This window comes from Streptomyces luteolus, assembly GCF_029968015.1.
In the GTDB taxonomy this organism is placed as follows: domain Bacteria; phylum Actinomycetota; class Actinomycetes; order Streptomycetales; family Streptomycetaceae; genus Streptomyces; species Streptomyces luteolus.
Map to the genome: position 1 here is coordinate 197,994 of NZ_JASCIS010000010.1, position 13,915 is coordinate 211,908.

Annotated in this window: 10 protein-coding genes and 2 pseudogenes; 9 read left to right on the forward strand and 3 right to left on the reverse strand. The window is 71.5% G+C overall.

Translation table 11 applies throughout. The annotated features are described in order from the left end of the window. Positions 1 to 15 precede the first annotated feature (15 nt). The 5 genes and pseudogenes from QIT00_RS12755 to QIT00_RS12775 form a co-directional block, all read left to right on the forward strand. Entirely contained in the window at positions 16 to 735 is a 720-nt protein-coding gene (locus tag QIT00_RS12755; protein ID WP_282535316.1) for a peptidoglycan-binding domain-containing protein, read from the forward strand. 177 nt (positions 736 to 912) lie between these two features. Then, positions 913 to 1,725: an ABC transporter substrate-binding protein gene (locus QIT00_RS12760; RefSeq protein ID WP_282535336.1), complete on the forward strand. Its 813-nt coding sequence runs from the start codon at positions 913 to 915 to the stop codon at positions 1,723 to 1,725. Next, positions 1,725 to 2,513, forward strand: a complete 789-nt coding sequence (locus QIT00_RS12765) for an amino acid ABC transporter permease (protein ID WP_282535317.1) — start codon at positions 1,725 to 1,727, stop codon at positions 2,511 to 2,513. The genes QIT00_RS12760 and QIT00_RS12765 overlap by 1 nt, the downstream gene beginning before the upstream one ends. A gap of 7 nt (positions 2,514 to 2,520) precedes the next feature. After that, positions 2,521 to 3,363 (forward strand): amino acid ABC transporter ATP-binding protein, encoded by an 843-nt coding sequence (locus tag QIT00_RS12770; protein ID WP_282535318.1) that lies wholly within the window; start codon positions 2,521 to 2,523, stop codon positions 3,361 to 3,363. Between the two features lie 172 nt (positions 3,364 to 3,535). Continuing rightward, positions 3,536 to 4,465 (forward strand): annotated as a pseudogene (locus QIT00_RS12775) (winged helix DNA-binding domain-containing protein); the annotation flags it as partial. A 377-nt stretch (positions 4,466 to 4,842) separates the two neighbouring features. Here the strand turns inward: QIT00_RS12775 and QIT00_RS12780 are convergent. Beyond that, a pseudogene (locus QIT00_RS12780) lies at positions 4,843 to 4,962 on the reverse strand (helix-turn-helix transcriptional regulator); the annotation flags it as partial. Positions 4,963 to 5,164: 202 nt separating this feature from the next. Here QIT00_RS12780 and QIT00_RS12785 point away from each other — a divergent pair. Next, positions 5,165 to 6,706 carry an AMP-binding protein gene (locus QIT00_RS12785; RefSeq protein WP_282535319.1) on the forward strand — a complete coding sequence of 514 codons (1,542 nt, stop codon included), beginning with the start codon at positions 5,165 to 5,167 and terminating at the stop codon, positions 6,704 to 6,706. Between the two features lie 93 nt (positions 6,707 to 6,799). Next, complete coding sequence (locus tag QIT00_RS12790; protein ID WP_282535320.1) at positions 6,800 to 7,531, forward strand: transporter substrate-binding domain-containing protein; 732 nt, start codon at positions 6,800 to 6,802, stop codon at positions 7,529 to 7,531. A gap of 255 nt (positions 7,532 to 7,786) precedes the next feature. Here QIT00_RS12790 and QIT00_RS12795 read toward each other — a convergent pair whose 3' ends face one another. Further along, positions 7,787 to 9,025, reverse strand: coding sequence for a Tm-1-like ATP-binding domain-containing protein (locus QIT00_RS12795; RefSeq protein ID WP_282535337.1), 1,239 nt, complete (start codon positions 9,023 to 9,025; stop codon positions 7,787 to 7,789). Positions 9,026 to 9,129: 104 nt separating this feature from the next. On the opposite strand from QIT00_RS12795, the gene QIT00_RS12800 reads away from it, so the two are divergent. Continuing rightward, positions 9,130 to 10,740 (forward strand): AMP-binding protein, encoded by a 1,611-nt coding sequence (locus QIT00_RS12800; RefSeq protein ID WP_282535321.1) that lies wholly within the window; start codon positions 9,130 to 9,132, stop codon positions 10,738 to 10,740. Between the two features lie 128 nt (positions 10,741 to 10,868). Here the strand turns inward: QIT00_RS12800 and QIT00_RS12805 are convergent, their stop codons facing one another. Beyond that, entirely contained in the window at positions 10,869 to 11,594 is a 726-nt protein-coding gene (locus tag QIT00_RS12805) for a hypothetical protein (protein WP_282535322.1), read from the reverse strand. Between the two features lie 325 nt (positions 11,595 to 11,919). Between QIT00_RS12805 and gcl the strand changes: the two genes are divergently transcribed. Next, a complete protein-coding gene (gene gcl / locus QIT00_RS12810) occupies positions 11,920 to 13,707 on the forward strand; it encodes a glyoxylate carboligase (RefSeq protein ID WP_282535338.1) in 1,788 nt (595 codons plus the stop codon). Positions 13,708 to 13,915 lie beyond the last annotated feature (208 nt).

The following is a 13,915-nucleotide window of genomic DNA, read 5'->3' on the forward strand; positions in this document are numbered from 1 at the left end:
GCTACGGAGCCGCCGGTGGCCGAACCGAGCACCGCGGAGCCGCCGACGACCGACCCCGTCTTCGGGCACGTCGCCCCGCCCGACGCCGCCGACACCCAGCCGACCCAGGAAGTCCTCCAGCTCTTCGACCGCCCGAGCGCACTGCCGCCACGCGGACCCGTACCGGCCGAACTCCCGGCTGAAGTGGACGTCGAGCCAACGGAGTTGAGCCGTTCCGACGGTTCCGGAGCGGCGGGCAAGGGCTGGCGGTACGGGCTGCTCGCCGGGGCCGCCGCCGTCGTCGCCGTGACCGTCGGCGTGGCGGGCGGGTTCTTCTCCGGCGGGGGCGAACCGGGTGCCGAGGCGGGCCCGGCGCAGACCGCTCAGGTCACCGATCCGGCCACGTCGGCCTCGCCGACGCCCACGGAGCGCAAGAGCGAGCGCGCGAGCCGCAGCTCGCAGCGGCCGACGACGCCCGCGACGCCCCGGAGCACCACGAGCGACCGCCCGTCCTCCGCAGCCGCCTCCGCCGCCGGAACCCTCCGCAGGGGCGACAGCGGCGAGCAGGTCACGGAGCTGCAACTCCGGCTCCGGCAGATGCAGTTGCTCGTCGCGCCCGCCAACGGAACGTACGGCCCGGCCACCGAGTCGGCCGTGACCCGCTTCCAGCAGGCTCGCGACATCGACGAGGAGAGCGGGGTATACGGCCCGCTGACCCGGGCGGCCGTGGAGGCGGAGACCTCGGATCCGGAGTGACGGACCGGCAGGGCCGGTTCCGGTAACCGATCGGAATCGGCCACGCGATCACCCCTGTCACAACCACCACGCGCGACTCTAAGATGCAGCAACTCGCCCGCCACCCGCGGCGCGAGCCGCACCGCGTACCACGCTGCTCGGTTGTCCGGCTGCTGCCGCCTTGGAGGCCCCGTGTCCGTGTCACTCCGCCCCGCCATACCCGTGACCGCAGTGGGCGCCGCAGTAGCGCTGCTGCTCACGGGCTGCACCAGCACCAAGTCGAACGGCAACGCCGGCGGCAAGGACGGCGGGGTGCAGCTCGTCTCCGAGGGCGTCCTCAAGACCTGTACGCACCTGCCGTACCCGCCGTTCCAGTCGAAGAAGGGCGGCGAGGTCGTCGGCTTCGACGTGGACCTCGTGGACCTCGTCGCCGAGGAACTCGACGTGAAGCAGGAGATCGTCAACACGCCCTTCGAAGGCATCGAAACCGGCCAGGACTTCAACACCAACAAGTGCGACCTGGCCGCCGCCGGCATGACCATCACGCCCGCACGCGACAAGGTCATGGACTTCTCGGTCCCCTACTTCGACGCCACGCAGGCCCTGATCACCCGAAAAGGAAAGCCGTACAAGGAATTCGCCGACCTCAAGGGGCAGAAGTTCGGGTACCAGAAGGCCACCACCGGTGGTGAGTACGCGAAGAAGGAGGCGCCGAAGGGTGTGGAGCTCGTCGAGTTCGAGGACGTCGGGCTGCTGCTCGCCGCCGTGAAGTCCGGGCAGGTCGCCGCGGGCATCAACGACAACGGCGTGCTCTACGACTACGTCAAGCAGAACCCGGACACCGAGGTCACCGCCGAGTTCGACACCGGCGAGCAGTACGGCCTCGGCTTCCGCACCGGCAACGACGCACTGCGCGAGAAGGCCGACGCGGTCATCAAGGCGGCCAAGAAGGACGGCCGCTACGACAAGATCTACAAGAAGTGGTTCGGCACGGCCCCCAAGAGCAAGTGATGGCGCCCCTCTCCCGCAGACAGCGGGCCCGCGCCTTCCGGGGCGCCCAGTACGCGCTGCTCGGCGTCGCACTCCTCGCCGTCGTCCTGCTCGCCGACTGGGAGCGGCTGCGGCAGGCGTTCTTCGACGTCGAGGTGGCGAAGGCGCAGTTCCCCGACATCCTGGTGACCGCCCTTGTCAACACCGTCCTCTACACGCTGCTCGGCTTCGGCTTCGGGCTCGTGCTCGGGCTGATCCTCGCGCTGATGCGGCTGTCGTCGGTGCCGCCGTACCGCTGGCTCGCCGTCACGTACATCGAGTTCTTCCGCGGTGTGCCCGCGCTGCTCGTGTTCATCGCGCTCGGCTTCGGTGTGCCGCTGGCCTTCGAGGTCGCGCTCGACAAGTACGTGACGGTGATGCTGGCGCTCGGACTCGTCGGCGCCGCGTACATGGCCGAGACGATCCGGGCGGGCATCCGGGCGGTGCCCAAGGGGCAGATGGAGGCGGCCCGTTCGCTCGGGATGTCGCACGGCCGCGCCATGGTCTCCGTGATCATCCCGCAGGCGTTCCGGATCGTGCTGCCGCCGCTGACGAACGAGCTGATCCTGCTGACGAAGGACTCGTCCCTCGTCTACCTCCTCGGACTCTCCCTCGGACAGTACGAGCTCGCCAACTTCGGCCGGGACGCCCTCAACGAGCACAAGAGCCTCACGCCGATCCTCATCGCCGGTCTGCTCTACCTCATGATCACGCTGCCGCTCGGCCATCTGGTGCGGCGCCTCGAATCCCGTACGGCGAAGGCGAGTTGAGGACACCGTGAATGCCACCACGACCGGTACAGGTACCGGTACCCAGATCGAGATCCGGGGCCTGCACAAGGCGTTCGGGGACCTGGAGGTGTTGCGCGGCATCGACATCACGGTGGCGCGCGGCGAGGTCGTCTGCGTCATCGGCCCGTCCGGCTCGGGCAAGTCCACGCTCCTGCGCTGCGTCAACCTCCTGGAGGAGCCCACGTCGGGGACGGTCTCCGTCGCCGGTACGGAAGTCACCGATCCGGACGTGGACATCGACCGGGTCCGGCGCCGCATCGGGATGGTCTTCCAGTCCTTCAACCTGTTCCCGCACCTCACGGTCCTGGAGAACCTGACGCTCGCCCAGCGGCGCGTACTGCGGCGCGGCAAGGCGGAGGCGGGGCGGGTGGCCCGCGCCAACCTGGAGCGGGTCGGGCTCGCCGACAAGGCGTCCGCGTACCCGGCGCAGCTCTCCGGCGGGCAGCAGCAGCGCGTCGCCATCGCGCGGGCCCTGTCCATGGACCCGGAGCTGATGCTCTTCGACGAACCGACGTCCGCGCTCGACCCGGAGCTGGTCGGGGACGTGCTCGCGGTGATGCGGTCCCTCGCGCAGGAGGGCATGACGATGCTGGTCGTCACGCACGAGATGAGCTTCGCCCGGGAGGTCGCCGACCGGGTGGTGTTCATGGACGGCGGCGTGATCGTGGAGGAGGGGCCTGCGGCGCGGGTGGTGGGTGATCCGCAGCATGAGCGGACGCGTACGTTCCTGGCCCGCGTCCTCGATCCGGCGGCGGCGCCCGCCCCGGCGCCGGGCGATGTCGCGGCGGCGCCCGCCCCGGCACCGGGCGATGTCGGCAAGGACGGCTAGGCGGTCCGCCCTGTGCCGTCGTACGGGCTGACGATTCAGCCCCTCCGGTGAGGGGCGGGTCATGGGGACACAACCTGTCCGCAAGCACGGCTAACGTGCGCCCATGACGCCGACGCCGACGCCGCCCACGCTCGACACCCGCTCCCTCAACCGGGCCACCCTCGCCCGCCAGATGCTCCTGGAGCGGGCGCAGCTGCCCTCCGAAGTGGCCGTCGCGCACCTGCTCGGCCTCCAGGCGCAGAACGTGAAACCGCCGTACTACGCGCTCGCCGCCCGGCTCAAGGGCTTCGACCCCGACGAACTGTCCACCCTCATGGCGGAACGTGCCGCCGTCCGCACCGTCACGATGCGCTCCACCATCCACACCCACACCGCCGAGGACGCCCTGACCCTGCGCACCCTCGCCCAGCCCGCCCGCGACCGCGAGCTGCACATGTTCCGCAAGGGCCTCGTCGGCGTGGACCTCGACCAACTCGCCGTACAGGCACGGGAATTGGTCGAGCAGGAGCCGCGCACCCTCAAGCAGTTGCGTGAGGCGCTCGTCGTGACCTGGCCGGACGCCGACCCGCAGTCGCTCGGCATCGCCGCGCGCAACACCCTCGCCCTCGTCCAGGTCACACCGCGCGGACTGTGGCGGCGGAGCGGGCAGGTCGCCCTCACCACCGTCGAGAACTGGCTCGGCCGCGCCACGGGGCCCGCGCCCGCACCCGACGAGGTCGTTCTGCGCTACCTCCGCGCCTTCGGGCCCGCCTCCGTCAAGGACATGCAGACCTGGGCCGGCGTCACCCGCCTGCGCCCCGTCTTCGAGCGGCTGCGGCCCCGACTGGTCGAGTTCCGGGACGAGCACGGCGTCGAGCTCTTCGACCTGCCCGACGCGCCGCGTCCCGACCCGGACACCCCGGCCCCGGTGCGGCTGCTGCCCGAGTACGACAACCTGCTTCTCTCGCACGCCGACCGCAGCCGGGGCGTGCCGCCCGCCTACAAGGGCCGCACCTGGCTGGGCAACCGGAGCTACAGCGTCTTCCTCGCCGACGGGTTCCTCGCGGGCGCCTGGCGCCTCGACGAACCGGTCGACGGTCCCGCCGTGATCACCGTCGAGCCGTTCGGCACGCTCACGAAGCCGCAGCGCCAGGAGGTCGAGGCGGAGGCGGAGCGGCTGCTCTCCGGGCCGATGGGGACGGGGGGGAGGGCCGTACGAGGTGCGGTACGGGGAGGTCGTCGGCGCCTGAGTCGCCCGTACGACAGGTCAGTCCGCGCGGCCCGTCGCCGCCACCGTCACGCCGAGACCGATCATCGCGAAGCCGCCCGCGCCGAGCCCCCAGGCCTCCTCAATCTCCCCCAGCTACCGCTGGGAGGTGCCCCCAGAGGGGCTGAAAAATCAGCCCCTCCGGCGTTTGAGGAGCGGGGGTCCGGGGGCGGAGCCCCCGAAGCTCCGCAGGATTTCGGGAAGGGGCGGGGAGGGGAGCTGGTCGGGGTCCGCTACGGCAGAATCCCCGCCCTGCGTGCCGCCACCACTGCTTCCAGCCGGGTGTGCGCGCCCAACTTCCGCATGGCGGAGCGGAGACAGCCCTTCACCGTCTCCGGGCGCAGCCCGCACCTCCACCGCTGCCCCGGCGTCAGCCCTCACGCGTGCCTCCCTCGTCCGACCTCTCCCGACCTCTCCCGACCCCTTCCGACCCCTTCCGACCTCTTCCGACCCGGAAACGATCGGGCCGGGTTCGCCGACACCCCCGTCCGGGGATGGCAGGATCCGGTCACCACTTCCACGATGTCAGTGACCACCGGACGACAGGAGACAGGCATGCGGACACCGATGACCGTCGCGGACTTCCTCGACCGGGCCGAGTTGGGGTTCGCCTCAAGGCCCGGTGTGATCGACGAACCCGCCCAACCCGCCCCTGCCGTACCGGAGTTGACGTACGGCGGGCTCGGTGAGCGGGTGCGGGCCTGGCAGGCCGGACTTGACGCGCTCGGCGTCGGCGAGGGCGAGCGCGTGGCGGTCGTCAGCCACAACTCCACGCGCCTGCTTGAGCTCCTGTTCGCGGTGCCGATGAGCGGCCGGATCTGTGTGCCGGTGAACTTCCGCCTGAAGCCGGAGGAGATCGAGTACGTGGTGCGGCAGAGCGGCGCGTCCGTGCTGCTCGTCGACCCCGAGCTGGACGAGGCGCTCGCCGGGGTCAAGGCGCGGCACCGCTTCGTGCTCGGCGAGCAGACCGACACGGAGCTGATGCGCTTCGGCGTCGAGCCGCGTCCCTGGTCCCACCCCGACGAGGACGCCACCGCCACCATCAACTACACCTCCGGCACGACCGCCCGCCCCAAGGGCGTCCAGCTCACCCACCGCAACATCTGGGTCAACGGCCTCACCTTCGGCCTGCACACCCGCTCCTGGGAGCAGGACGTCTACCTGCACACCCTGCCGATGTTCCACTGCAACGGCTGGGGCATGCCGTACGTGATGGCCGGGCTCGGCGTGAAGCAGGTCGTGCTGCGCAAGGTGGACGGCGCGGAGATCCTGCGCCGCGTCGAGGAGCACGGCGTCACGCTGATGTGCGGGGCGCCCGCCGTGTGGAACATGGTCCTGGACGCGGCCGCGAGCTGGCGGGGCGAGATCCCGGGCCGGGACAAGGTGCGCATCGTGTGCGCGGGCGCGCCGCCGCCGAGCAAGATGATCCAGCGCGTGGGCGACGAGCTGGGCTGGGAGTTCACCCAGATCTACGGCCTGACGGAGACGTCCCCGGTGCTCACCTTCAACCGGGCCCGCCCCGCCGACGCGGACCTGCCCGCCGAGGAGCGCGCCCGCAAGCTCTCCCGGGCCGGACTGCCCGCGCTCGGCGTCAAGTTGAAGGTCTCGGACGCCGGTGAGGTCCTGGCCCGCTCCAATGTCGTACTCGACGGGTACTGGGAGAAGCCCGAGGAGACCGAGGCGGCCCTGGAGGGCGGCTGGTTCCACACCGGCGACGGCGGCACCCTCGACGCGGCCGACGGCCACCTCACGATCTCCGACCGGAAGAAGGACGTGATCATCACCGGCGGCGAGAACGTCTCCTCGATCGAGGTCGAGGACGCCATCTTCAGCCACCCCGCGGTGGCCGAGGTCGCCGTGATCGGCGTCCCGCACGAGAAGTGGGGCGAGACCATCAAGGCCCTGGTGGTCCTCGCCGAGGGCACGACGGCCGAGGAGGCCGACATCATCGCCCACTGCAAGGCCCGCATGGCGGGCTACAAGGCCCCCACGAGCGTCGAGTTCCGCGAGGAGATCCCCCGCACGGCCACCGGCAAGATCCAGAAGTTCAAGCTGCGCGAGCCGTACTGGGAGGGGATGGGGCGCAAGGTCAACTGAGCCCGCACGCACGCACGCACGCCCGCCCGCACGCTCGCACGCGAGGGAGGCCGGTCGCACCCGCCCGCGACCGGCCTCCCTACACTCCGCCCCATGAACGCCTCCACCCCCACCGAAGCCGTCATCCACGACCTGGCCCCCACCGGCGTCCTGCGCGTCGCCGTCAACCTCGGCAACCCCGTACTCGCCCAGGGCACGCCGGAGGCACCGGCCGGAGTGACGGTCGACATCGCACGGGAGGCCGGCGCCCGGCTCGGCGTCCCGGTCTCCTTCACGTGCTTCGACGCGGCCCGCAAGTCGTACGAGGAGATGGCCGCGGGCCGGGCCGACCTGTGCTTCCTGGCGGTCGAGCCGGCCCGCGAGGCCGACGTCGCGTTCACCGCGCCGTACGTCGTGATCGAGGGCGTCTACGCGGTGCCCGCCGACTCGCCGCTCACCACCGTCGAGGACGTCGACCGGGAGGGCGTGCGCATCGGCGTGAAGCGGGGCTCGGCGTACGACCTGTATCTGTCGCGCACGCTGCGCCGTGCTTCCGTCGTACGCGGCGAGGAGGGCGTGGACGTGTTCGTCGCCGAAGGCCTTGAGGTGGGGGCGGGCATCCGGCAGCCGATGACGGAGTACGTGGCGGGGCACCCCGAACTCCGGCTGATCGAGGGGCGGTTCATGCAGATTCGGCAGGCGGTGGGTACGGCGCGCAGTCGTGCTCCTGAGACGGTCGCGTTTCTGCGGGAGCTGGTGGAGGAGTTGAAGGGTTCGGGGTTTGTGGGGGCGGCGTTGGAGCGGTCGGGTCGGCCGGGGGACCTGGTCGCCCCGGCGGCCCCCTGATTTCTCCCCTCCCCGCCCCTTCCCGAAAGCTTGCAGCAGCTTCGGGGCTCCGCCCCGGGCCCCGCTTCACGGCCGTCTTTCGGCTGCGGCGCCGTCGTGGCTGGTCGCGCAGTTCCCCGCGCCCCTAAAAGATGCGCAGTTCCCCGCGCCCCTATCAATCAGCCCCTCCGGCGTTTGAGGAGCGGGGTCCGGGGCGGAGCCCCGTGGCCGTCCGCAGGACTTTCGGGAAGGGGCGGGGAGGGGAAGAGAAAGCCCTCAGCCCCCGATCGCCGCATGCAACCGCTCCGCCGCCCCCCTCCCGAACTCCGGATCGTTGAGGTGCGTATCCACCTCGGTCACCTCCACCGCGCTGCCGCGCACCCCCTCCCGCAAGGCCCCGAACAGCGCCTCGTCCAGGGTGGGTTCGTGGAACGGGCCGCCGGGGCCGCCCAGGGTGGAGAGGCCCCGCAACGGCAGGTGCAGGATGGTGGGCCCCGTGGCCGCGCGGAGTTTCGCGGCGACCCGGCGGCCGAGCTCGGCGGCCTCCTCGACCGTCGTGCGGACGACGCTGATGGACGGGTTGTGCACCCGCGGCCCCCGGTCGCGGAACCGCTCGGGCACCGTGTCCATCGGCCCGAACTTGATCATGTCGAGGGCGCCGGGCGCGACCACCTGCGGAAGCCCGGCGCGCCCGGCGGCGGTCAGCCGGTCGGGGCCCGCGGTGAGGATCCCGCCGAGCGCGTCGTCGGCGATCTCGCAGAGCGTCAGGTCGAGCACCCCGGCGAACAGGCCGCGCCCCGCCAGCTCCTCCAGGGACCGGCCGCCCGTGCCGGAGGCGTGGAACACCAGGACCTCGTAGCCGAGTTCGGTGAGCCGGGCGCGCGCCGCGTCCACGCCGGGCGTCGTCACCCCCGCCATGGAGGCGGCGACGAGAGGCCGGTCACCGGCGGTGAACTCCACGGACCGCTCGGCCCGCACGGCCGCCGCGTACCCCTGCGCCATTCCGGCGGCCGCGTCGGCCGCGTTGGCGAGGACGGGCCGGGACACGCGGTTCACGCCCGCGATGTCGACGATGCTGTAGAGCATGGCGATGTCGGTGCTGCCGACGTACGGAGACACGTCCCCGGCCGCCATCGACGACACCATCAACTTCGGTACGCCGAGGGGCAGTTCACGCATCGCCCGGGTCGCGATCGACGTGCCGCCGCTGCCGCCCACGGCGAGGACGGCGTGCAGCTGCCCGGCCTCGTGCAGTTCGGTCACCACCCGGGCGGCGCCGCGCGCCATCACGGTCACGGCCGCGCCCCGGTCGCCGTCCCGCGCTAGCCGCGCGACATCGCTCCCGGCGGCCCGCGCCACCACGTCCCGCGGCACATCGGGCTCCACCCGCGGCGGGCCGAGGATCCCGGCGTCCACGAGCAGCGTCCCGACCCCGCGCTCCCGCAGCCGGTCCCGGACCCATCCGTACTCCTCGCCCTTGGTGTCCAACGTCCCGACCAGCACAACTATGGGTATCGGCATGAAGATCAGTGTTCGCCGGGCGGGGGCACGGGGCAAGACCGCGACGGGACCCGAACGGGATCTAGCCGTACGCACGGAGCGCGGGGCATCCTGACGCCATGCTGCCAACCCAGCCCCTCTCGTACGTACACGGCCTCGGCGACACCCCGCTGATCGGCGACACCATCGGACGCAACCTCGACCGGGCCATCGCCCGGTTCCCGGACCGCGAGGCGCTCGTCGACGTGCCGTCCGGGCGGCGCTGGACGTACGCGGAGTTCGGCGCGGCCGTCGAGGAGGTCGCCCTCGGACTGCTCGGCCGGGGGGTGGCCAAGGGGGACCGGGTCGGCATCTGGGCGGTGAACTGCCCGGAGTGGGTGCTGATCCAGTACGCCACCGCCCGGATCGGCGCGATCATGGTGAACATCAACCCGGCCTATCGCGCCCACGAGTTGGAGTACGTCCTGGGCCAGGCGGGCATCGGCGTGCTCGTCGCCTCCCTCGGCCACAGGACGAGTGACTACCGCGCCCTGGTCGAGGAGGTCCGCCCGCGCTGCCCCGGCCTGCGCGGCACGTACTACATCGGGGACGAGGACAGCTGGGCCGCGCTGCTCGCTGCCCCCGCCGGACGTGACCAACTGGCGGCGCGCGAAGCCGAGTTGAGCTGTGACGACCCGGTCAACATCCAGTACACCTCGGGCACCACCGGCTTCCCCAAGGGCGCCACCCTCTCGCACCACAACATCCTCAACAACGGCCACCGCGTGGGGGAGTTGATCGGCTACAGCGAGCAGGACCGGATCTGTCTGCCCGTGCCCTTCTACCACTGCTTCGGCATGGTCATGGGCAACCTCGCGGCCACCGCGCACGGCGCCTGCGTCGTCATCCCCGCCCCGTCCTTCGAACCGGCCGCGACGTTGCACGCGGTGCAGCAGGAGCGGTGCACGTCCCTGTACGGCGTGCCGACGATGTTCATCGCGGAGCTGGGCCTGCCCGACTTCGCCTCGTACGACCTGAGCTCGCTGCGCACCGGGATCATGGCGGGGTCGCCCTGCCCCGTGGAGGTCATGAAGCGGGTCGTCGCCGAGATGCACATGGAGCAGGTGTCGATCTGCTACGGCATGACGGAGACGTCCCCGGTGTCGCTGCAGACGCGGATGTCGGACGACCTGGAGCGGCGCACCGGCACGGTCGGCAGCGTGCACCCGCACCTGGAGGTCAAGGTGGTCGACCCGGCCACGGGGGTCACGGTGCCGCGCGGGGAGCCGGGCGAGCTGTGCACGCGCGGCTACAGCGTGATGCTCGGCTACTGGGACGAGCCGGAGAAGACCGCCGAGGCCATCGACTCCGGCCGCTGGATGCACACCGGGGACCAGGCGGTGATGCGGGAGGACGGGTACGTCCAGATCGTCGGCCGCATCAAGGACATGATCATCCGGGGCGGGGAGAACATCTACCCGCGCGAGATCGAGGAGTTCCTGTACGGGCACCCGCTGATCGCCGACGTCCAGGTGGTGGGCGTTCCGCATGAGAAGTACGGGGAGGAGGTCCTGGCCTGCGTGATCCTGCGGGACGAGTCGGCCGGGCTGAGCCTGGACGAGCTGCGCTCGTACTGCCGTGACCGGCTGGCCCACTACAAGATCCCGACGCGGCTCCAGATCGTGGAGGCCTTTCCGATGACGGTGTCGGGGAAGGTGCGGAAGGTGGAGCTCCGGGAACGGTTCGCGTAGCGGGCCACCCCCAGGGGGCTCCGCCCCCGGCCCCCCGCTCCTCAATCGCCGGAGGGGCTGATTCGGCCGTCGTTCGGCTGCCCCCGCCGCCGGGGCTGGTCGCGCAGTTCCCCGCGCCCCTCAAAAACCTAGTCTCCGCCCCCGGTGGTCACCAGCTCGTCCGCAGGACTGTTCACCGGCTGCGGCGTGCCCGTGAAGTCGAGGACGAAGAGCGGGACGGCGAGTGTGTCCGCGCGGAAGCGGGCCTCCTCGGTGTACCCGGCGAGCGAGAAGTGCACGGGCACCACCGACTCGGCGAGCGCCGACAGCCACAGCGTCTCCACGTCCCGCACCGTGGTCCGCCGCGTCGACGGCTCGACCCGCGCGACCAGGCCCGGCGCGTGCAGGCCGACGGCGGCGCCGTTGTGCGGCTCGACGTGGCGCACGTCCCGGTAGCCGAGCCACTTCAGGTACAGCGCGGCGGCGGTCACCGCGTCCCGGGCCGTCCGGATGGTCACCGGGTGGAAGGCGGGCCGGGGCGCGGGCGCCGTGGGCGGCAGCGGTATGTGCAGCGGCGGGGCCGCCTGCGGTGCGCCCTCGCAGGGGCCGGCGGCGACCGAGCGCACGATGACGCGCAGGATCGTCCCGCAGGGGCAGCCGAGCTCCGGGTGCGGCCACTGGTCCTGGCGTCCGCAGGACAGGCAGCGGACGCTGACCCATTCGTCCGCCCAGGTGCGATGCGTGATGGGTACGGGCGCGGCGCCCCGCACCAGGGGCGCGCGGACCGGCGCCCCGCAGGCGCACGGGAAGACCGGCGCCGCGTACACATGCTCGCGCCGGCAGGCCGGGCATCGCACCGGCACGCTCTCAGCCATCAGCGCCGCCCCTCGCCATGGTCGCCCCCTTCGCTGTGACGCCCCGTGTGCCCCGTGTGCCGTGCCGCGCCCCCATCGTCCACCAACAACGCCCTTCTGGGGAGGGAGTTGGCCAGGTTGGCGGGAGTACGGGCCGAAGCGGGGCGTATGCGGGGTCCTGAGAGGCCCGCGCCGCGATTTGGCCCTTGACGACCTCGACCACCTGCTTCTACATTGCTTCCGTATAGCAGAACATTACTTCCGCATAGTGAAAACCACCGGGAACGGCCAGGTGGTGGCGGTGGAAGTGCCCGACAGGTCGACGCAGGAGTACTCGATGCCTCGAATGACAGCCGCCGCGGCGGCAGTGGAGATCCTCAAGCGCGAGGGCGTTACGAACGCGTTCGGTGTGCCGGGCGCCGCGATCAACCCCTTCTACAAGGCCCTCAAGACGGTCGGCGGTGTCGACCACACGCTGGCCCGCCACGTCGAGGGCGCCACGCACATGGCCGAGGGCTACACCCGCACCAACCCCGGCAACATCGGTGTCGCCATCGGTACGTCCGGCCCCGCCGGCACCGACATGATCACCGGCCTGTACTCCGCGATCGGCGACTCCATCCCGATCCTGTGCATCACCGGCCAGGCCCCGAGCCACCTCCTCGCCAAGGAGGACTTCCAGGCCGTCGACATCGCGTCGATCGCCAAGCCCGTCGCCAAGATGGCCGTCACGGTCCTGGAGGCCGCGCAGGTCCCCGGCGTCTTCCAGCAGGCCTTCCACCTGATGCGCTCCGGCCGTCCGGGCCCGGTCCTGATCGACCTGCCCATCGACGTCCAGATGGCCGAGATCGACTTCGACCCGGAGACGTACGAGCCGCTGCCCGTCTACAAGCCGGCCGCGACCCGCGCCCAGATCGAGAAGGCGATCCAGTTCCTGCTCGCCTCCGAGCGCCCGCTGATCGTCGCCGGCGGCGGCATCATCAACGCCGACGCGAGCGACCTGCTCGTCGAGTTCGCCGAGCTCACCAACACCCCGGTCGTGCCGACCCTGATGGGCTGGGGCACCATCCCCGACGACCACGACCTGAACGCGGGCATGGTCGGCCAGCAGACCGGCCACCGCTACGGCAACGCCACGTTCCTGGAGTCGGACTTCGTCCTCGGCATCGGCAACCGCTGGGCCAACCGCCACACCGGCTACAAGCTGGACGTGTACCGCGAGGGCCGCAAGTTCGTCCACGTCGACATCGAGCCCACCCAGATCGGCAAGATCTTCCCGCCGGACTACGGCATCACGTCCGACGCCAAGCCGGCCCTGGAGCTGTTCGTCGAGGTCGCGCGCGAGCTGAAGGCGGCCGGCAAGCTGCCCGACCGCTCCGAGTGGGTCGCCTCGCACCTGGAGCGCAAGTCCACGCTGCAGCGCCGTACGCACTTCGACAACATCCCGATGAAGCCGCAGCGCGTCTACGAGGAGATGAACAAGGCGTTCGGGCCCGAGACGCGCTACGTGACGACCATCGGTCTGTCGCAGATCGCGGGCGCCCAGATGCTGCACGTCTACAAGCCGCGCCACTGGATCAACTGCGGCCAGGCCGGCCCGCTCGGCTGGACCATCCCGGCAGCGCTCGGTGTCGCCAAGGCCGACCCGGAGACCCCGGTCGTCGCGCTCTCCGGTGACTACGACTTCCAGTTCATGATCGAGGAGCTGGCGGTCGGCGCGCAGCACCGCATCCCGTACGTCCACGTCCTGGTGAACAACGCCTACCTCGGCCTGATCCGCCAGGCCCAGATCGGTCTGGACATCAACTTCCAGGTCAACCTGGAGTTTGAGAACCAGAACAGCCCCGAGCTGGGTGTGTACGGCGTCGACCACGTCAAGGTCGCCGAGGGCCTCGGCTGCAAGGCGATCCGCGTCACGGACCCGAACGAGCTCGGGGACGCCCTGGAGCAGGCGAAGAAGCTCGCCGCGGAGCACCGCGTCCCGGTCGTCGTCGAGGCGATCCTGGAGCGCATCACGAACATCGCGATGAGCAAGACCGCCGACATCAGCGACGTCACGGAGTTCGAAGAGGTCGCGACGGAGGACTGGCACGCGCCGACCGCCATCAAGTCCCTCAAGCCCGCGAAGGCTTGATGGCTTGTCAAAGGCCGTAGTCCCGGCCTGACTTGAAGGGGCGGTCCACCCGTGGGGGGTGGACCGCCCCTTCGGCGTGCCCGGCGTGCCCGGCGTGCCCGGCGGGGGGGGGGGGGGGGGGGGCGCGGGGGGCGCGCGCGGGGGGGGGGGGGGGGGGGGGCCCCCCGCCCCGGGGGGGGGGGGGGGGGGGCGGGGGCGGGGGGGGGGG